At 36.5% G+C, this 19443-nt stretch carries 22 protein-coding genes and 1 pseudogene; 16 read left to right on the top strand and 7 right to left on the bottom strand.

Annotated features, from left to right (window positions below; translation table 11 throughout):
- The coding region (locus tag DMC01_RS01495; protein WP_246058933.1) for a methyl-accepting chemotaxis protein at nt 1-670 on the top strand (670 nt) is incomplete at its 5' end.
- A gap of 589 nt (nt 671-1259) precedes the next feature.
- Nucleotides 1260-1412: a hypothetical protein gene (locus DMC01_RS13060; RefSeq protein WP_185908584.1), complete on the top strand. Its 153-nt coding sequence runs from the start codon at nt 1260-1262 to the stop codon at nt 1410-1412.
- 421 nt (nt 1413-1833) lie between these two features.
- On the opposite strand, the gene DMC01_RS01490 is transcribed toward DMC01_RS13060, so the two are convergent.
- The 3 genes and pseudogenes from DMC01_RS01490 to DMC01_RS01485 all read right to left on the bottom strand — a co-directional run bounded on the left by DMC01_RS01490 (nt 1834) and on the right by DMC01_RS01485 (nt 3340).
- Nucleotides 1834-2895, bottom strand: a complete 1062-nt coding sequence (locus DMC01_RS01490) for an amidohydrolase family protein (protein ID WP_427846086.1) — start codon at nt 2893-2895, stop codon at nt 1834-1836.
- 21 nt (nt 2896-2916) lie between these two features.
- Nucleotides 2917-3099 (bottom strand): annotated as a pseudogene (locus DMC01_RS14415) (dihydroorotase); the annotation flags it as partial.
- Nucleotides 3089-3340: a replication/maintenance protein RepL gene (locus DMC01_RS01485; protein WP_142692529.1), complete on the bottom strand. Its 252-nt coding sequence runs from the start codon at nt 3338-3340 to the stop codon at nt 3089-3091. The pseudogene DMC01_RS14415 and the gene DMC01_RS01485, both read right to left, overlap by 11 nt.
- A gap of 54 nt (nt 3341-3394) precedes the next feature.
- On the opposite strand from DMC01_RS01485, the gene DMC01_RS16350 reads away from it, so the two are divergent.
- The 4 genes from DMC01_RS16350 to DMC01_RS01465 all read left to right on the top strand — a co-directional run bounded on the left by DMC01_RS16350 (nt 3395) and on the right by DMC01_RS01465 (nt 7452).
- Nucleotides 3395-4624 (top strand): asparaginase, encoded by a 1230-nt coding sequence (locus DMC01_RS16350; protein ID WP_142692528.1) that lies wholly within the window; start codon nt 3395-3397, stop codon nt 4622-4624.
- 689 nt (nt 4625-5313) lie between these two features.
- A complete protein-coding gene (locus DMC01_RS01475) occupies nt 5314-5586 on the top strand; it encodes a NifU family protein (RefSeq protein WP_142692527.1) in 273 nt (90 codons plus the stop codon).
- Nucleotides 5567-6094, top strand: coding sequence for a histidine kinase (locus tag DMC01_RS01470; protein WP_142692526.1), 528 nt, complete (start codon nt 5567-5569; stop codon nt 6092-6094). The genes DMC01_RS01475 and DMC01_RS01470 overlap by 20 nt, the downstream gene beginning before the upstream one ends.
- Nucleotides 6095-6171: 77 nt before the next feature.
- A complete protein-coding gene (locus DMC01_RS01465; protein ID WP_142692525.1) occupies nt 6172-7452 on the top strand; it encodes a UDP-N-acetylmuramoyl-L-alanyl-D-glutamate--2,6-diaminopimelate ligase in 1281 nt (426 codons plus the stop codon).
- Between the two features lie 198 nt (nt 7453-7650).
- Here DMC01_RS01465 and DMC01_RS15715 read toward each other — a convergent pair whose 3' ends face one another.
- Nucleotides 7651-7782: a hypothetical protein gene (locus tag DMC01_RS15715; protein WP_282432219.1), complete on the bottom strand. Its 132-nt coding sequence runs from the start codon at nt 7780-7782 to the stop codon at nt 7651-7653.
- A gap of 144 nt (nt 7783-7926) precedes the next feature.
- Nucleotides 7927-8100, bottom strand: a complete 174-nt coding sequence (locus DMC01_RS13050; RefSeq protein ID WP_185908583.1) for a hypothetical protein — start codon at nt 8098-8100, stop codon at nt 7927-7929.
- Between the two features lie 122 nt (nt 8101-8222).
- On the opposite strand from DMC01_RS13050, the gene DMC01_RS01460 reads away from it, so the two are divergent.
- The 9 genes from DMC01_RS01460 to DMC01_RS01420 all read left to right on the top strand — a co-directional run bounded on the left by DMC01_RS01460 (nt 8223) and on the right by DMC01_RS01420 (nt 16322).
- Nucleotides 8223-8525 (top strand): YbaB/EbfC family nucleoid-associated protein, encoded by a 303-nt coding sequence (locus DMC01_RS01460; RefSeq protein WP_142692524.1) that lies wholly within the window; start codon nt 8223-8225, stop codon nt 8523-8525.
- A complete protein-coding gene (locus DMC01_RS01455; RefSeq protein WP_142692523.1) occupies nt 8522-9613 on the top strand; it encodes a DUF7488 domain-containing protein in 1092 nt (363 codons plus the stop codon). Before DMC01_RS01460 ends, DMC01_RS01455 begins: the two co-directional genes overlap by 4 nt.
- Nucleotides 9610-10449 (top strand): polyprenyl synthetase family protein, encoded by an 840-nt coding sequence (locus DMC01_RS01450; RefSeq protein WP_142692522.1) that lies wholly within the window; start codon nt 9610-9612, stop codon nt 10447-10449. Before DMC01_RS01455 ends, DMC01_RS01450 begins: the two co-directional genes overlap by 4 nt.
- A 9-nt stretch (nt 10450-10458) precedes the next feature.
- The gene (gene tkt / locus DMC01_RS01445) at nt 10459-12366 is read left to right on the top strand and encodes a transketolase (protein ID WP_142692521.1); all 1908 of its coding nucleotides are present in this window, start codon (nt 10459-10461) and stop codon (nt 12364-12366) included.
- 163 nt (nt 12367-12529) lie between these two features.
- Nucleotides 12530-13639, top strand: coding sequence for an ABC transporter permease (locus DMC01_RS01440; RefSeq protein ID WP_246058931.1), 1110 nt, complete (start codon nt 12530-12532; stop codon nt 13637-13639).
- Nucleotides 13639-14361 carry an ABC transporter ATP-binding protein gene (locus DMC01_RS01435; RefSeq protein WP_142692534.1) on the top strand — a complete coding sequence of 241 codons (723 nt, stop codon included), beginning with the start codon at nt 13639-13641 and terminating at the stop codon, nt 14359-14361. The genes DMC01_RS01440 and DMC01_RS01435 overlap by 1 nt, the downstream gene beginning before the upstream one ends.
- Before the next feature lie 2 nt (nt 14362-14363).
- The gene (locus DMC01_RS01430; protein WP_142692520.1) at nt 14364-15125 is read left to right on the top strand and encodes an MlaD family protein; all 762 of its coding nucleotides are present in this window, start codon (nt 14364-14366) and stop codon (nt 15123-15125) included.
- Nucleotides 15122-15796 carry an ABC-type transport auxiliary lipoprotein family protein gene (locus DMC01_RS01425; RefSeq protein ID WP_142692519.1) on the top strand — a complete coding sequence of 225 codons (675 nt, stop codon included), beginning with the start codon at nt 15122-15124 and terminating at the stop codon, nt 15794-15796. Before DMC01_RS01430 ends, DMC01_RS01425 begins: the two co-directional genes overlap by 4 nt.
- A gap of 28 nt (nt 15797-15824) precedes the next feature.
- Nucleotides 15825-16322, top strand: a complete 498-nt coding sequence (locus tag DMC01_RS01420) for a flagellar FLiS export co-chaperone (protein WP_142692518.1) — start codon at nt 15825-15827, stop codon at nt 16320-16322.
- Here DMC01_RS01420 and ung read toward each other — a convergent pair.
- Both ung and DMC01_RS01410 read right to left on the bottom strand, forming a co-directional pair.
- Nucleotides 16311-16973, bottom strand: coding sequence for a uracil-DNA glycosylase (gene ung / locus DMC01_RS01415; RefSeq protein ID WP_142692533.1), 663 nt, complete (start codon nt 16971-16973; stop codon nt 16311-16313). The two genes, DMC01_RS01420 and ung, sit on opposite strands and share 12 nt — an antisense overlap.
- A 744-nt stretch (nt 16974-17717) precedes the next feature.
- The gene (locus DMC01_RS01410; RefSeq protein ID WP_142692517.1) at nt 17718-17924 is read right to left on the bottom strand and encodes a hypothetical protein; all 207 of its coding nucleotides are present in this window, start codon (nt 17922-17924) and stop codon (nt 17718-17720) included.
- A gap of 1054 nt (nt 17925-18978) precedes the next feature.
- Between DMC01_RS01410 and DMC01_RS01405 the strand changes: the two genes are divergently transcribed.
- Nucleotides 18979-19194 (top strand): hypothetical protein, encoded by a 216-nt coding sequence (locus DMC01_RS01405; protein ID WP_142692516.1) that lies wholly within the window; start codon nt 18979-18981, stop codon nt 19192-19194.
- The last annotated feature ends 249 nt before the right edge of the window (nt 19195-19443 follow it).

Genomic DNA, 19443 nt, shown 5'->3' with positions numbered 1-19443 from the left:
TGATTTTACCACAAAGATCCAAGATGCCAAGGGAAGCGTAGAAACTACTACAAATACCCTAGGCGATGAGATAGTAACCATGCTTAAAACCTCGGCTGAGTTTGCTGATGCGCTAAATAGTGAAAGCACGAGATTAAGCGAGGCTGTAAAGGCATTAACAGAAAGCTCAAATTCTCAAGCTCATTCACTTGAAGAAACAGCAGCAGCCCTTGAGGAAATCACCTCCTCAATGCAAAATGTCTCCACCAAAACCACAGAGGTAATAGCTCAAAGTGAGGAGATAAAAAATGTAACAGGCATAATTGGCGACATAGCTGATCAAATCAACCTACTTGCTTTAAATGCAGCTATTGAAGCAGCAAGGGCAGGTGAGCATGGACGCGGCTTTGCTGTGGTAGCTGATGAGGTTAGAAAGCTAGCTGAGCGCACTCAAAAGTCTTTAAGTGAGATAGAAGCAAACACCAACTTGCTCGTTCAAAGCATAAACGATATGGCTGAGAGCATCAAAGAACAAACCGCTGGAATCACTCAAATAAACGACGCAGTAGCAGCCATAGAAACAAGCACGCAAGATAATGTTAGAATTGCAAATGATTCCTCTTTAATCTCAGATAGCGTTAGCTCCATAGCTAAGAATATCTATGATGATGTTAAGAAGAAGAAATTTTAAAGGCTTGTTTGGGACTTTGTGTGGGCTTTGAATTTAAGGATTTTTTGTGGGGAGCCTTGAATTTAAGGCTATTTGAGAGGCTTTGAGGCTGTTTTGCAAGGCTTTGAAACTGTTTTGTGGGAGAGACCTTAAATTTAAGGCTTTTGAGCTTTTGAGAGGCTTTTGTGGGAGTTTCAAGGCTATTGATAGACTTTGAATTTGAGGCTTTGTTGAAACTGGCTTGAGGTTTTTTGAATGGCTTTAAATTTAAGATTTTGTTGTGTGAGGCTTTAAATTTAAGCCTTTTTTGTGGCTTTGGGTTTTTGAAGCTGAGTTGAATTAAGGGGCTTGAAGTGGAGGGTTTTTGAGCCTAGCTTGAATTTGGCTAATTCAATTTCAAGCTTCGCTTGAAGCTTTTGCAATGTTTGAGTTAGCTTGATTTTCTTTGTTTATTGAATTTAAACCACTTAGTCTTTAACTGGGGCTTTTTGATTTGCCTAGTGGGAGTGCTTGAATTTTTAAAGCTTAAAGCCTTAAATTTTATATGCTTAGGCTAAACTTAGAGCAGAAGTGTTACTTGTTTGTTTAAATTGCTTTAAGTTTTAAAGCTTTGAATTTTTTCAAGGCTTTAAACATTTTAAACATTCAGACCTTGAATTTAAAAGAGGCTTTTGGGCTTAAATTCAAACTTTGCTTGAATTTAGCCTTTGAAAATTCATATAAAAATTTAGATCTTGAATTTAAAAAAGCCTTTAAATTTTAATGAGGCTACATTTAGACTTGACAAGTTTAATTATCTTTTAATCTATAATGTAAAGCGTAAATGAGCTTGAAATTTAAACTTTGCTTGAATTTAGTCCTTTAAAATTCAGTCCCAAGCTAAAACTCAGCTAAGTTTAAAACCAAAATCTCACCTTTAAAATGCTTACAATTTATGCCCACCTTGAATTTTAAACACATTTTATAATTTCAGCTTGTTTGTAAAATAAACTTAACTTCAAGGATTTCAAGTTCTTAAATTCAAGTTCATTTTAAGAAACTGTTAATCTTTTATCATCTTTGTTGTTTTAGTCTTTGCTAAATTCAAGCTTACATTATCGCTAAAAAGTTCTAAATTTTAAAGGGTTTTTGCTTGTGAGAAAGTGAAATTATCTTTGTAAAATGGTATGAAAATTTATGACAATTTAAGTTTCAACCTGCCATTTCAGTGTTTTTTCAGCAAAAAATGGCACCACCTCGCCGTAGTTTTGAGGCACTGTCCATTCTTTTTTAACTAGTTTTATGATTTTTTCTTTGTCAAATTCAAGTTTGTGAGCCTTTATAGCATTGTCGCTTATGAATCTTTGCAGATTTTTTTCATTTGAGTTTTCCTCAAAAAGCTGTGCTAACAAGCTTATAGCCACAGGGGCTGAAAATACCCCAGCCGCACAGCCGTAGCATTCTTTCTCGTTTCTTGGATGAGGCGCTGAATCAGAGCCAAACATCACCCTTTCAAATCCCGAAAATGCTAGCTCGCACAGAGCCTCTCTGTCCTCAGCCCTCTTTGCTATGGGCTTGCAAAAAAGATGAGGTCTTAATTTATCCCCCATCACATCGTCTAAGGTCAGCATTAAATGATGCAAGGTTATGGTAGCATAGAGGTTTTCGTGCTTTTTTAAAAGCTCGCACAAGGCTTTCGTGGTGATATGCTCCATCACTATACGAAGTTTTGGAAAAGAAGTGGCAAGCTTTTCGTAAATTTTGGCAAAATTTGCTTCTCTGTCAAGCACGAAATCATTTGTTTCTCCGTGCACAAGCAGTGGGATTTCAAGCTCACTCATAGCTTCAAGCGTTGGCTTTAAGTGTTTTAAATCAAAGTCCCTTACTCCACCGCTTGAATTTGTGGTAATTCCTGCTGGATAAAGCTTTATGGCAAAAAGCTCCTCTCTTATGCTTTCTAAAAATGCTTTGTCGTAGTTTTGATAAAAAAGAGTCATTAGGGGGGTGAAATTGTGGTTATCAATGCCTTTTTGGCTTTGGTATGAATTTTTGCTTGTGTTAGCTCTTTTTATAGAATTTTGAGTTAAACTCTCGCCTTTTTGTGAATTTTTAATGGCATTTTTTGTTTGTGCTGAATTTATAGTTATATTCTCGTTTTTTTGTGAATTTCGGGCTTCACTCTCGTTTTTTTGTGAATTTTTAAGAACACTCTCGCTCTTTGTCAAATTTTTGCCTGCACCCTTGCTTTTTGCCAAATTTTTAACCACACTGTCGTTTTTTGAAAAGTCTTCACAAGCCCTTAAAATTCGCTCTTTATAAGACAGTAAGGCTTCTTTGCTTGTAATGGGGGGGATTAAATTTGGCATTATGACGCCTGCTTTAAAATGCTTTGCCGATAAGGGTGCTACAACTTGTAACATATCTTTATCTCGCAAATGCAAGTGCATATCCAAGGGATTTTTAAGCCTCATTTTTTTGTCCTAATTTTAGCTCGTAAAAGCCGTTTTTAAGCTTTTTTAAGATCTTTTTTTCTTGCAAGAATTTCAAGGCATTTATGGCTGTTGGCTTTGAGACAGAGCATTCTTGCATAAGCTCTTCAATCTTTATCAAAACAAAGCCATTCTCATCAGCCCTGTCGCACAAAAGCTGCCAAATTTCAAGCCTCTTTGTGCCAAAAATTTGCTCGCATAAAAGCCTTAATTTCTCATTCATTTTAAAAGTATAGCAAAATAATGCTACAATTTAGGACAAAATTTGGGAGGCAAAATGATAGCACTCTTAGCCACAGGAGGCACAGTTGCAGGGCTTGGTGATGATAGCGGAGGATATAAGGCTGGAATTTTAGGCATAAATGAGCTTTTAGCAAGGCTTGAGGCTGATTTAAATGTTAGTTTAAGCGAAAAATTCACACAAATTCACACAGAACAAATAGCAAACATAGACAGCTGCGATATGAGCGATAAAATCTGGCTAAAACTAGCAAGGCGGTGCAAAAAACTAGCCTCAAAGGCTCGTGGCATAGTCATCACCCACGGCACAGACACTATGGAGGAAACTGCCTTTTTTCTAAGCCTTGTGCTTGAAAACAAGCTGCCAATCATCTTAACAGGGGCGATGAGACCTGCTACAAGCATTGAGTATGAGGGGGCAAAAAATCTTTACAATGCCTTGCTTTTGGCTAATTCGCAAAGCATAAAAGGCGTTTTTGTAACTATGAACGGCACTATCTTTGTGGGTAAAAGTGTGCAAAAAATTCACACTCAAAACATAAATGCCTTTGAGGGCTTTGAGTGCGGCTATGTTAAAGATGGAGAGGTGATTTTTAGAGAACTTGATGAAAATGTGGCAAATAAGGTGATTGTAAGCGAGGCAAAGGCTAAAATTCAAGCAAAAGAGGATGAATTTACACAGTTTCAAAGTGCCAATTTTAAAAATTTAAAGGATGCAAACTTCGTTGATTTAAATAAATTTAAGCACTTAGATTCTAACTTATTTAATAAAAAAGCTAAATTTACACAGTCTCAAAGCACTCTTGAAAAAGACTTTGAATTTAATCCTTCAAGCTCTGTGCTACTTGAAATGCTTGAATTTAAAGGCTTAACGAAAAAGGCTGAATTTAATCTTTCAAGGCTAAAAAAACTGCCAAGGGTTGATATTTTATACACTTACAGCAATGACGGCTTAGCCGTTGCTGCAAAAGCCTTGTTTAAAAGCGGCACAAAGGGCTTGGTAATTGCAGGAAGCGGGGCTGGAAGCATTCATAGCTTTCAAAAAAAAACGCTCAAAGCCTTGCTTAAAAAGGGCTTGAAGGTAGTGGTTAGCTCGCGTGTAAGGGCTGGCTGTGTGGTTCTTAGTGGCGATGATAAAAAGCTAGGCTTTATCTCAGCTCATCATTTAAATCCTCAAAAAGCCCGTGTTTTGCTAATGCTAACTCTTACAAAGACGAATGATAATGAAGCAACATCAAGCTTTTTTGAAAGGCTAGCTAAGATTTAAGCTTAAAGCATTTTAAGATGACTTACTTTAAGTTAAGTGAGAATTTTTGTAACAAATGTTTATCAACAAGCATTTAAATACTATCCAAACATTTAAATTCAAGCTTTTAAGACAAAGAGTTTTAATTTGGGGTTTTAACTTTGCTTTAAATGTGCTTGAATTTAAAATTCAGGCTTTGTTTTAAAAAACTATTGATTTTAGATAAAATAGCATATTTGTCATACTAAGCGAAGTATCTCAACAAGATACTCAAAATGACACCCTTTGTCATACTAAGAGGCTGTGTAGCACGAATGAAGTAGCTCGTAATTCAAAAAGAGATTTTTTGCTTGGGCTACGCCTTGCAAGCTGCTTGATCGCTTCGCTTAGAATGACAAAGTTCTTGTCATACTAAGCTAGTTAAACACCTCAAAATTCAAAGAGATATTTTGGCTACGCCTTATGACAATCATATTCTTGTCATTACAAGCTAAGCCAAAAATCCACGAATTTATGAAGAAACACCTTGAATTTAATGGATTCTTCGCTAGTAGGCTAAGAATTACAAATCAACATTTTTTTGACAAAGAGTTAAAATTTAAAATGAACTTAATTTCACAACAGAGCCAAAATAAGGATAAAAAATATACAATTTTACCCTTTTTTAAAAAGAACTTGTTAAAATAAGATTAAAAATTCAAGGATTTAAGATGATGCCTTTTAGCGATGAGGACTTGGTAGAGCCTGTTCGTTCTGTTTTAAACAAACAGCTTTACATTTTGGAGCGAGACGGTGGGGGCTTGGAGTTTTTGGGCGTTAAAAATGGGGTTGTTTTTGTGCATTTAATAGGAGCTTGTCAGGGCTGTGCGGCAAGTAATACCACACTTAAATACGCCCTTGAAAAGCAGCTTAAAATAGACATTCACCCTGAGATTAGCCTTGTGAATTTGGTTGGCGGTGCTAATGAGTTCGCAAGATTATAAAAAAATAGCCCTAAATTATTTTCGCAAAAAGGACTTTGAAAAGGCCAAGCTTTATCTAAGCCTTGCTTATGAAAAAAAAGCACACAAGAATTTGCTAAATCTCATAGAACTTTGCGATTTTGCCATAAACTCACCAGATGAGGCTGGTTTGCTTTTTGAGTTTTATATGAAAAATTGCAAGGCAAGAAGCATAAATGATGAGTTTGAAAAGATCTTAGAACTAAGCGAAAAAAAGAGATCCTTTCAGCAAGATTTTGAGGATGAGGCTCTTAATTATAGGGATTTTTTAGAAAGCGAAAAGGAACTTGGCTTTAAAAAAAGCTTTGAAAACATCATCTTTGCCAACAAGCTTATAATCAACAACAAAAGCGATTTTTTAGACTTCTTAGAAAAGCTCTTAGACAATGGCTACAAGGACTTGATGCTAAATTATCTTGAAAATGTAGCCGGGCATTTTGCAGGAGATGAGCATTTTATGAGATTACAAGCTAAGCTAAGAGGCTTTTAGAAACTTGCTTAAAACTTCTTAATTTATAAAACTGTGTTATTTTAAAAAATTCAATGCTTTAAAACAAGGATGAAACAGTGAAGATCCCCTTCTCAAACACCTTCATAACGGATAATTCCACAGAATGCGAAAGAAACTGTCTTTGGCTTCAATGCCATCAAAACGCTAAATTCAAGGAGGATGCAGCACAAAGGGGTGCTAAAATCATCACTTTAAGCGAGTGTAAAAGGCTTTTAGGCATTGATGAGGGCATTAAAATCATAGGGCTTACAGGCACAAATGGCAAGACAACCACAGCCGCACTCATAGCTCATATTTTAAACGAGCTTGGACACAAAACGGCTTTGTGTGGCACTCGTGGGGCTTTCATAGGTGCTGAAAGTATCGCTAGTAAGGCACTTACCACAGCACCCATCTTGCAAAGCCTTGAATTTTTAGCCAAGGCAAGTGCTAAAAAGTGCGAGTTTTTTGTGATGGAGGTAAGCTCGCACGCACTCGTTCAAAAACGCATTGAAAGCCTTGAATTTGTGGCGAAAATCTACACGAATTTAACGCAGGATCACTTGGATTTTCACAAAAGCTTTGCTGCTTACAAAGAGGCAAAAGAAGGTTTTTTTTTAGATAATGCTTTGAAATTCATAAATGCTGATGCTGAAAAAATCGCTTATAATGCTACAAATTCACGCACTTACAGCGTAAAAAACAAGGCTGATTATAAGGTCTTAGAATATGATTTAAGGGAAGGCATAAGGGCTTTGTGTGAATTTAAGGGGGAGAAAATCACCATAAATTCGCCCCTTGTGGGACTTTTTAATCTTTATAATCTCTTAGCTGCTCTTGCTTGTGTAAATGAGCTTGTTTGCCCTGAATTTAAGCCCTTGCAAGTTGCTGTGAGTAGCTTTAAGGGAGTAAGTGGGCGTGTTGAGGAGGTGGCTAAAAATGTCATAGTGGATTTTGCACACACCCCTGATGGCATAGAAAAGGTGCTTGAAACGCTTTCGCATAAAGGCTTAATAGTAGTTTTTGGAGCCGGAGGCGACAGGGACAAAAGTAAGCGTCCTTTAATGGCAAGGGCTGCTAAAAAATTTGCTAAAAAGCTAGTAATTACAAGTGATAATCCTCGCAGCGAAGAGCCAAATGCCATAATATCAGAAATTTTAGAGGGCATAAGCCAAGATGAAACCGTGATTACCGAGCCTGATAGAAAAAAAGCCATTAAAATGGCATTAGAACTGAGGGTAGATGATGATTTAGTGGTGATTTTGGGAAAGGGGGATGAGGATTACCAAGAAATAAAGGGCGTGAAATACCCTTTTAGCGATAAAGAAGTGGTGAGGGAGCTTTTGAATTTAAATTAGGATATTTTAATAGGATTTTATCTTAGCAATTTTATAAATTTTGCTTAGAATTTTGTCCTCAATTTTTTGCATTATATCTAATTTTATTTCTTTTAAATGAAGGATAAAATTTTTGGCTCAATTAAGCTTAACAGAATGTTATCTTATCAATTTCAGAAAAATTTGCTTAGAACTTTGTCTTCAATTTTTCATCTTCCTTTAAGTGAGGGACAAAAATTTTCTTTGAGCCTTTAAATTTGGCAAGTTTAAATTTAGCAAACCTCTACTACACAGTTTTAAAAACACGAAAAAACCTTTGCGACCAGCCTTACATCCACATTTATTACGCATTTTTTACACCTTCTACTCACAGCTACGAGCTTAGCATTGCAAAAAACAACCCTCATCAACTTCAAGCTAAGCACTCATTTGATAAAGAAACTTTTGCTGTTTTTTTAGACTATTAAGGGTTAAAAGCCTGCTTCACAGTTGCATTTACACAAGGGCTAGAAAGTTTGCAAAAAGGGCGATTTTGCTTAGACAAAGATCAGCACAAAACACTCCAAGAATTGCTAAAATTTTCGTTTTTAAATGTAGGGCAGAATATATACTAAGATAGATTTTACCAAGTCTAAGTGTATCAGCTAAAAGCATTAAGCGCCAAAGCATACAAGCTCCTTGTAAATTTAAAAGCAAGAAGCTTGAAGTGAATTCTTTGTAAATTTCATTAAAATTAATTAAGATTTAGCCAAATTTATAGTAAAATTTCGCATATCATTTTAAGGAAAAATATGTTTGAAAATATGGATTTGTCCAAGATGGGCGAGCTGTTTAAAAATGTGCAAGAAAGGGCTCAAGAATTTGAAAACGAACTTGCCAAAAAAGAATTTTGTGCCAAAAGTGGCGGAGGCTTAGTTAAGGTCAGTGCAAATGGCAAGGGCGAGATCATTGATCTAAGCATTGATGAGAGCTTGTTTGATGATAAAGAATCCTTGCAAATACTTCTTATCTCAGCCATAAATGATGCCTTAAATATGGTAAATCAAAACAAGCAAAGTATGGCAGGAGATATTTTAGGAGGCTTTAAGCTATGAAGAAGATCTTGCTTTTTGTCCTTTGTGCTGTGTTTGCTTATGGGGTTGAAAGACCTAAATTTGAAGACTTTGTTGCTTGTTTTCAAAGAAATAAGGCAAGTGTTATGATTTATGAGGGCTTAAATGCCTTTGTTTTAAGCGAAAATTTACTTGCAGTTTTGAAAACCCCAAATCAAAAATTAAACAAATATGTCAAATACGATCCTTTTTTGAATTTATATCTTGTCAGAACAGATTTTAGCCTCTTTCCAGCCCCTACTTATGATGAGCAAAACCTTACAAGAAATGATTGGGTTGGCATCATAGATCCTCAACAAGCCTACATAGGACACTTAAAATACCTAGGTCAAAACATAAACGAACGCGATCAGCTTGATTTTAGCACCAAAATAGGTCAGCTTAATACCACCTGCTGCTCTATGCTTGGCATAAGCTTGGGGGATGGTTCTTTCATTGGAAACCGCTATTTAAAGCATTTTATGAAGTATAATGATGTTTATTGGGGGGATATAGGGGTTGATTTTGTTTTAAGGGATGAAAAAATTTATGTAGAAACTGTTAGAAATAACGGTAAATTTTTAATCAACGATGAGATAGTAAGCGTTGATGGGCTAAACATAAAGGATTTAAGAAAGCTAAATGAGCAAATTTTATTTGCTGATAGAGGCTCTACTATGTATTTTCAAGTTCTAAGGGACAATCAAGATCTTAATATCACCACAAATGTATTTGCCAAGGATCTCTCAGGCTTTAAGTTAGCAGATAACAAGGCTCCAAGTGCTCAAGCAAAACCTGCAAGTTCAAGCCTTTACAAAAGTGCCTTAGGATTTAGCCTAAACCGTTCCTTAAATGTCGCAAGGATAGAGCCAAATTCAAAGGCAGCTCAGGCTGGCTTTCAAGTAGGGGATAAAATTTTAAGGATTAACAATCAAATCATAAGAGATATGAAAAGCGCTCAAAGTGCCCTAGCCAGTGGGAATGAGTTCAATGTGCTTGTAGAAAGATCTGTAAAAAATTTGCCTGTAAGCTCGGATGGAAGATCAAAGGGGGATGGAACCTTTCAGTTCTTCATAAGGCTTAGTAAGTGAGCGTTTTAGAGGACTTTGAGGGCTTTTTGCTTGCGAATTTACCAAAGATAAAGAGCTTTCATCCCTTTTTTAACGAGGCTTTGGCTAAAATGCTAAGAGCTGGTGGTAAGCATTTTAGGGCTCAGCTCTTGCTTGGTGTAGTAAAGCTTAAAAAGCCCAAACTCACTCAAAAGGCTATGAAAGCAGCCTTGGCGGTGGAGTTTATACACACCTACTCCCTCATACACGATGATTTGCCCGCTATGGATAATGCTAATTTTAGAAGAGGCGAGGCTACCTTGCACAAGGCTTATGATGAAACAACGGCTATCTTGGTAGGCGATGCCCTTAACACTGAGGCTTTTTTGCTTTTAAGCGAGGCTGAATTTAGCGACTCTGTGAGGATAAAACTCATCAAAACCCTAGCCTTTAATGCTGGTATAAATGGTATGATTATAGGACAGGCTATTGACTGTTTTTTTGAGGGCAAGAGGCTTGATTTATCGCAGCTTAAATTCTTACACATCCACAAAACCGCCCGCCTAATAGCAGCCTCGCTTCAAATGGGGGCTGAAATTTGTGAGCTTACAGACAAAGAAATAGAAAAAATCTACGAATTTGGGCTAAAAATGGGACTTGCCTTTCAAATAAATGATGACATAAAAGATGCCACAGCTAGCGAAAAAGAGCTAGGAAAGCCTACAAATAAGGACACTCATAAGAATTCCTTTGTGAATTTATTGGGCTTAAATGAGGCTATAAAGGCAAAAGAAAACTTGCTTAAAGAATGCGAGAGCCTTGATATTGATGAGAATTTGGCTTCTTGGCTAAAAGAGCTTATCAAAAAATATATTTAAGGATACAAGATGAAAAAAGATGACACCAAGATGCTGACAAAAATGGCAAATACCTTGCGAATTTTAAGTGCTGATATGGTGCAAAAGGCAAATAGCGGACATCCGGGTGCTGCCCTTGGACTTGCTGATATAATGGCTGTTTTAAGCCTTCATTTAAGCCATAATCCCAAAAATCCCTCTTGGCTAAATCGCGACAGGTTAGTTTTTTCAGGAGGACACGCCTCAGCACTTCTTTATAGCTTTTTGCATCTAAGTGGCTATGATTTAAGCTTGGAGGATTTAAAAAAATTCAGGCAGCTTCATTCAAAAACGCCAGGCCATCCTGAAATCACAACTCCCGGAGTAGAAATAGCCACAGGTCCTCTTGGACAAGGCGTAGCAAATGCTGTGGGCTTTGCTATGGCAGCAAAAAAGGCAGCCTTAATGCTTGGCGAAAAACTCATAAATCACAAGGTGTATTGTCTTTGCGGGGATGGGGATTTGCAAGAAGGACTTAGCTATGAGGCTTGCTCTCTTGCAGGACTTCATAAGCTAGATAATCTCATCATAATCTATGATAGCAATGAAATCTCAATCGAGGGCGATACCAAAATCGCCTTTAATGAGGACATAAAAAAAAGATTTAAGGCTCAAAAATTTTTTGTTTTGGAGATAAACGGACACGATTATGAGGCTATAAATTCAGCACTTAAAAAGGCAAAAAAAGCCACAAAGCCAACGCTAATCATAGCTCACACCAAAATAGCCAAGGGTGCAGGACGGCTTGAGGGCTCGCATCATAGCCACGGAGCGCCTTTGGGCGAGGATGTTATCAAAGAAATGAAAGCAAACTTAGGCTTTGATTCAAATTCAAGCTTTGAAATTCAAAAGGATGTGAAATTTCGCTTTGAAAGTGCTGTGGAGCTTGGGGATTTAAGCGAGGCAAAATGGCGTAAAAATTTAGAAAACTGGGATAAAAAAGAGCTTTTAAATGCCCTTTTAAAGCCAAATTTTGCCAAGATAAAATACCCTGATTTCAAGGGTAAGGACCTAGCTACAAGGGATAGCAATGGGGAGATTTTAAATGCCATTGCGGCTGAAATTGAGGGCTTTTTGGGAGGCAGTGCGGATTTAGCCCCCTCAAATAAGACAGAGTTAAAAGAAATGGGCGATTTTATAGAGGGCAAAAATCTGCACTTTGGCATACGCGAACACGCAATGGCAGCTATAAATAATGCCTTTGCAAGATATGGGCTTTTTGTGCCATTTTCTGCTAGCTTTTTGATTTTTAGCGAGTATTTAAAGCCTGCTGCAAGGCTAGCTGCTCTTATGAAACTAAGGCATTTTTTCATCTTTACGCACGATAGCATAGGGGTTGGCGAGGATGGACCAACCCATCAGCCCATAGAGCAGTTAAGCACCCTTCGTGCTATGCCAAATTTCCTTACTTTTCGCCCAGCGGATGGGGTTGAAAATGTGGCGGCTTGGAAAATAGCACTTAAAAGCAATTTGCCTTGTGCCTTTGTTTTAAGCAGGCAGAAATTAAAAGCCCTGCCAGAGGCTGTTTTTGGAAGCGTTGAAAGGGGGGCGTATTTGATTAAAGAAAGCAAAAATGCTGAATTTAGCCTACTTGCAAGTGGAAGCGAGGTGAGTTTGTGCCTTGAAACAGCTTTGCTTTTAGAACAAAAAGGAAAGAGTGTAAATGTGATTTCAATGCCTTGCTTTGAGCTTTTTGAAGTCCAAGATGAAGCCTATCAAAAACGCATTTTACAAGGAAAAGTCATAGGCGTAGAAGCAGCAAGCGCGAAAGAACTTTACAAATTTTGCGATGCCATCTTTAGCATAAATAGCTTTGGAGAAAGCGGCAAGGATAAGGATGTTTTTGCACATTTTGGCTTTACTGTGCAAAGTTTATGTGAATTTGTTTTAAGGGTGTGAAATGATCCTTAAAAAATTTACAAACAAGCTTGAATTTAAATCTACTAAGACCTTAAGCTTTAAGCTTAAAAAAGTTCTTAAAATTCAAGCTTATAGTTTTTTGTGTTTTTTAAAAAGTAAAGCTCTTATAAAGATCTCTAAAAATCCTTGAAAAGAGCCTAAATTGCCACTTGAAATTCACAAAGAAGAAGAGAAATTACTACTTATCATAAGTGGGGTCTGGGATAAGGACGAGGTGGCAAGATGGCAAAAAAAGCTTAATTTAAACTACAAGGGCTCAAAGGCTTTTTTTGATTTTTCAAGGCTTACAGAGCTTGATACTGCTGCAATTTGCTTTTTTTTATCCCTTGAATCAGATCTTAAAGACTTAGGCTTTGAAATTCAAAGAGAGGGTTTAAATGAAGCAAATTCAAGCCTTTTTGAGCTGTGCGAGAAAAATTACACGAGGATAAAAACCAAGAGTCTAAGGCCACAAAAGGATAATTTCTTTGTCCTTCTTGGCAAAAAAACAAGGCTTTTATGTCTATCATTAATAGACTTTATAAGCTTTATGGGTATGGTTTTTGTGGCTTTTTTTATCTGCCTTTCTAAGCCAAAAAGCTTTCGTTTTAAGGCTTTTTTATACCATATAGAACAAAGTGCTATTAAGGCTATGCCTATTATCATTTTGACCTCCTTGCTTGTGGGCGTGGTGCTTGCTTATCAAGCAGCTTATCAATTAGCACAGTTTGGAGCAAATATTTTTATAGTGGATTTAGTAGGCATTTCAGCTACAAGAGAAATCGCCCCACTAATTGCAGCCATAGTCATAGCAGGACGAAGTGCTAGTTCTTACACAGCACAAATTGGGGTTATGAAGCTAACAGAAGAAATAGCAGCTATGAATACCATGGGCTTTGATTCTGCAAGATTTATCATTTTGCCAAGGGTTTTGGCCTTAACTGTTGCCATGCCTTTGATCGTAGCTGTGGCTGATTTGGTAAGCATTGTTGGGGGTATGATAGTAGCTGATCTTAGCCTTGGTGTCAATGCCTTTGAGTTTATAAACCGTTTCAAAGCAGAAGTAGGGATGCAGCACATTATCATAGGGCTAATAAAAGCCCCTGTTTTTGGCATCCTAATAGGGCTTGTGGCTTGCTTTCGTGGCTTTGAGGTAAAACACACCACAGAAAGCATAGGCATTTACACCACTAAAAGCGTGGTAAATGCGATTTTTTGGGTCATAGCCTTTGATGCTATCTTTTCTATATTTTTAACCTGGGCTGATTTATGATAGTGATTAGGGCAAAAGATATTATCACTCGTTTTGATGGTAAGTTAATTCATAATGGAGTGAATTTTACAGTTGAAAAGGGCGAGATCTTTGGCATTTTAGGGGGTTCAGGCAGTGGTAAATCTGTGCTTTTAAAGCAGATGCTAGGCTTAGAGCATTTTAATAGCGGTGAATATGAAATTTTAGGAAAAAATTTAAAAAAACTAAGCCACAAGGATGCTTTGAAACTAAGACAGTCTTGGGGCGTGGTGTTTCAATTTGGTGCTTTATTTAGCTTTTTTACAGTGTATGAAAACATAGCCTTATTGCTTAAAGAATACACAAGCCTTAATGATAAGCTTATAAGAGAGCTTGTAATGATGAAAATTAAGATGGTAGGGCTTGATGAGAGGGTTGTGGGGCTGTATCCTAGTGAGTTAAGCGGGGGTATGGTTAAAAGGGTAGCCATTGCAAGGGCTATAGCACTTGATAGTTCCTTGCTTTTTTTGGACGAGCCTACCTCAGGGCTTGATCCGCAAAGCTCTCGTGAATTTGACGAGCTGATCTTGCATCTTAAAGAGGGCTTAGGCTTAACGGTGATTATAGTAACTCACGATAAGGACAGTATGAAGAGCATCTTGGATAGATTTTTGATCCTGCAAGATAAAAAAGTAGGCTTCATAGGAACTAAAGAAGAATTACTCACAAGCGATATACAGTTATACAATAAATTTATGGGATAAAGATGGAAAATAAGGCAAATTATCTTTATGTTGGACTTTTTGTTTTTGGGATCTTTTTTGCAAGCTTGTTTTTTATGGTCTGGCTTAGCTCGCTTAATCAAAAAGAAAGCTTTGCTTACTATCAAATTTTTACCAAAGAATCCATCTCAGGACTTAGCATAAAAAGCCCTGTGAAGCTACTTGGGGTTGATGTGGGAACGGTTGAGGATACTAGTATAGTTACAAGTACTGAGGTGGAGGCTAGGATTTTGATTAAGGTAAAAGAAAATACCCCCATCACCCATAGTACCTACGCCAAACTATCCTCACAAGGAATCACTGGATTAAAATACATAGAACTTCACCAAGATGATAGACTATCTCAGCCTTTAAGAGAAAAAGCAGATGAGATTCCTACCATAAAGATGAAAGAAAGCTTATTTTCTAGCTTAGAAAGCGGGGGAAATGTCTTGCTTGAACTTTTGACCTTTACTGATGAGAGACTAAGAATTTTATTTAATGATGAAAATCTTGCAAATTTTTCCTTGCTCTTAAAAAATTTTAATGAACTTGCCAAGGATCTTGATAAGGGATTAAACCCTGCCTTTGTGAATTTAAATACTTTTTCTGAAAATATGACGCAACTAAGTGCTCATTTAAACTCGAATTTAGAGCTCTTAGAAGAGCTACTTTTAAATATGAATGAAATGCTTATAGCCCTAAAGCAAAGCCCATCTGATCTGCTTTTTAAAAGCTCTAAAAACAAAGCTGCCCCAGGAGAATGAACTTGAAAGCTAAAATGCCTAAAAATTCAATATTTTTTGTATCTTGCCTAATGCTTAAATTCAAAGCCTCTTTAAAAGAAAATTTTAAAAAAAGCTTGATCTTTTTTGCCCTAACAAGTCTTTGTGCTTGCTCCCTTGCTCCAAGCCCACAGCTAAATCCCACAAGCTATTTGATAAAGGCAAATGAAACTGTCATTCTTAAAAACATAAAGCCTAGCCAAAAAAGCATTAAGATAGCACCCATTCAAGCTCCCTTATACTTAAAAAGCAAGGATATTTCTTATATTAAGGACAATGAGCTTGGTGCTTATACTAAGCATATGTGGAAACAATCCCCTGTAAATCTTGTATCAACAATGCTTACAACAAAGCTGGAAAAAAACAAGCTTTTCAAGGCAGTGCTTAATAATAACAGCCAAGTAGTAGCAGATTTCGTGCTTGAAAGCAGACTTGATGCTTTCGAACAGGTCTTTGAGGGTGATAAAGTCTATGTTTATATAGCATTGAGTGCAAGTTTAATCAAGGGCAAAACCCTTTTAAATTCAAGGCATTTTAGCTATAAGATCCATCTTAAAGCCATTGAGCCAGATTTGGCCATTGCTGGCTTTGATGAGGGCTTGAATTTATTAGCAGATGAGCTTATTAGCTGGCTTTTTTCTTTGGAACGCTAATTGCTTATTTATCCTAAAAGGAGTTAAAATGAACGAACTTGAGATCTTAAAAAAACACCTAGGCGAGGTAGAGGGCAAGAGTAAATTCAAGGCAAAGGAACTTTCCTCTCAGATAAATGATGCAAACGACTTCATAGCAGCCTTGCAGCTACTTGATCTGTCCTTAAAAAAGGTACAGCAAAACATAGAAGCAAGATCTGCTTTAAGCCTTGAAGATGCAGAGGAAAAAAGAAGCCTAGATGCTAGTAATTCTAGCATTATTGAAAATTGCTCCTTTATGGGCGAGGGGCTTTTTAATACCAAGCTAAACACCACAGTTGCAGGGCAATGCTTTAAGTACGAGATACAAAACCCCTTGCTCTTGCTTGAAAGGACAGGTTATGAGGGCGTTTTAGCCTATATAGAGGACAAAAGAGAGGAGCTCTCATCCTTACTTGATCAGCTAGGAGAGGCTATAGCCCTTGGTGATTTGGCTATCTTTTCGTCAAACACAGTGGCTAGAAGCTTTAAAGATTTACTTACTTAGATCCCACTCTATAGGCTCTTTGTTAAGCTTTTGTAAAAGCTCATTAGCCTTTGAAAAATGCCTACACCCCAAAAAGCCACCTCTTGCAAGGGGCGAGGGGTGAGCTGCTTCGAGCAAAAAATGTTTCTTTGTGTCAATTAATGTCTTTTTTGTCTTTGCAAACCTACCCCAAAGCAAGAAGATCAGCCCCTCTTTTTCACAGCTTAATTTTGAAATCACAGCATCTGTGAAGTCCTGCCAACCAAAGTTTGAGTGAGAGGCTGGCTTGTTTGCCTCAACTGTTAGTATTGAATTTAAAAGCAAAACGCCCTGCCTTGCCCATTTGCTTAAATCTCCACTTGAATTTAAACTTATGCCTAAATCGCTATGCAGTTCTTTAAAGATATTTCTCAAACTTGGTGGCAAAGCTACTCCATTTGGCACAGAAAAGCTTAGACCCATGGCCTGGGCTGGCTTATGATAAGGATCCTGCCCTAAAAGCACTACTTTTATGGAGTTTAAGGAGCTTAGATTAAAGGCGTTAAAAACTAGTCTTGCAGGTGGATAAATCAAAGCCTTGTTTTTCAAAGCAAGGACATAATTTTCCTTAATCCTTGCAAAATAGGGCTTTTTAAACTCATCTTTTAAAAAAGCCTTCCAGTCCTCATTCATTAAAATAGAATTTAGATCAAGATCTAAGCTTAAACTCAATTTTTATCCTTTTTTGCTAACTTAGCCCTTGCTTACTTTGTGCTAATTTTATTTTTTGCTTGTAGTTTTTAGCATAGCAAAAGCTCATTTCAACAGCCAGTTTTTTAAATTCAAAAGTGCAAAAAATTCACTCAAATTCCAAGACAAGCTTTAAAACACACAAGCTTTTTAAACACAGTTTTACAAGGCATATGCAAACTATAAAGCTTACAAAAATTAAAATTTACAAAGCTGTGAATTTTTTAAACGACAAAAAAGTTAAAATACCATACTTTAAATAAAAAATAAGTACGCTAAAGCACTTAAAGATGATTTTGGCTTTTTGTGCCTATTATAACAAAAGAATTTAAAAGTCTGAGAACTTATCAATCTTGTAATATAGCATAATGATTGTAGCTCAATTAAACTTAACAAGATTTTCTCTCATCAATTTTAATAAATCTTGATAGAGATTTTGTCTTAATTTTAGGCACTTGATACTTTTAGCTAAAATGACCTAGGATTTTTTCTAAGCCATTTTAACAAAATTTTATACAAATTTTCATTCTTAACCTTGACATTAGATCTAAATTCAGTTTCCTTTAAGTGTAAAAAGAAAAATTCTCTTTCCGTGAAACCCCCTAAGCTAGCCTTTGTAAGGTCCCCAGAAATTCACAATTTCGTTGATATGGCTTCGCCCATTTGCAAACTCGAATTTGGTGTGTTTTACTCTGTAATGTGCCCTTGCTCCTTCTTGTAAGGTTGCAAGACAAAACGAAACAAAAAATCAACCAAGGCACAGTAGGATTTTAGCCCATCGCTGTAAATTTCACTTTCTTTAAGCTCTGAAAAGTCCTTTATAACCGGTAATAATTCTTTGGCAGAGCAATGTTTGACGACCTGTGTATAGACACAGCCGTTGCGTTTTAGCAAACCTTTTGCTTGCGGTTACAAGACGAGTAGCATGAAATAAAAACACAGATCTTGTGCGACCAGCTCACATCCATGCTTACCACGAACATGCCTTGCACCTTCTACTACACAGTTACGAGCCAAGCATTGCAAAAAGTAACTTTCATCAACTTCAACCGCTCATTTTAGAGATTTTTCGCACTTTTTGGCAATTAAAATGCGAATTTTATGCAAAATTCTATTAACGCAAATACTAGAATTTTACAAATTTCGGGGATTTTTTCGTCTTTAATTCAAAGGCTGCTTGCAAAGTGAGGGGATTGAAAGGCGAAGTAAAAAATACCTTAAAATTCCCCAAAATTATATCTGCAAAATTCGGAAACGAATCATATACTTGTTTTTTATCTAACTCTTTATACTTTCAAATGTTCTTGTATCACATTAAAGCATTTTGAGCCTTTGCTTTTTTGTCGCTGATTTTGTAAGCTTTTTTATCCACATTTTTATTGCCTTTTTTGTTGCTGCTTGTGTAGTCATTGCAAGAGACCTTAGGCTAGTGGCAATCCATTTTTTGCAAATTCGCTTTGTTTTTGTGGATTGCTTTGTTAGCTACGCTTCCTCGCAATGACTGTGTGGTTGAATTTTGCTTTTTTTGCCATGAAAATTTTGCAAAATGCTGAATTTAAGTTCCTTTAAAAAGGGAAAAAACTTAAATTTAAACAAAAATAAAACACAAATAAAGCTAGAACTTCAAAATAAATTTAAAAAACAAAGTTTAATAGGATTAAAATGCAAGCACTTTTTGCAGATTATAAGCTCAAATAACTAGCTTAAAGACTAATCAAAGATCCAAAGACGCTTTAGTTTTAGTATGGGTATTTTAAAAGCAAAGTGGCAAGAAACAAGGGCGTTTTGCCCTCTTTCTTTCTATCGTTTACTCAGTCTTTAGCTTATACAATTCACACCAGACTTTATAAATTCATGCTAATTTCTTGTAAAATTCACAAATTTTTCTTAAAAATTCACAAGTTTTTATTTTTATGGATTGCCACGCTTTGTATTCGCAAAGCTCGCAATGGCAACAACTTTCATAAATTTTCATTTCTATGGATTGCCACACCTTGATTTAGCAAGGCTTGCAATGATGGAAAATTTTTATCAAAAATTCAAAATCACAGCGATTTTTGCCAAAAAATTCACAATTTTCATACATTTTTCAAGTTTTCGCCTAGTTTATGCTGATAAAAATTCACTACAAAGTAAAAAACTATGTTTTCCAAACACAATTTAGTAGACATTGCATTAGTAACTGTAGTGTTTGTAAATTTTATAGCTTACGAGTTTAACTATGAGCTACCAGCTAGGAAGCAACACCCTAAGCGATAAGCAAGGTCTATATCTTTCGCCCCTAGTAAGCCTTATGCTTGTATGATTGTTGGTGGAAAAGAAGGCATAATGCCATAGGCAAAATAGGTGCGACAAAGGAATTGTTAAGAACAAGTGCTAGAAACGATTTGTTTAATAATGCAATACATCTAAG

The organism is Campylobacter troglodytis (assembly GCF_006864425.1).
In the GTDB taxonomy this organism is placed as follows: domain Bacteria; phylum Campylobacterota; class Campylobacteria; order Campylobacterales; family Campylobacteraceae; genus Campylobacter_D; species Campylobacter_D troglodytis.
This window is presented reverse-complemented; position numbering and strand designations above follow the sequence as displayed.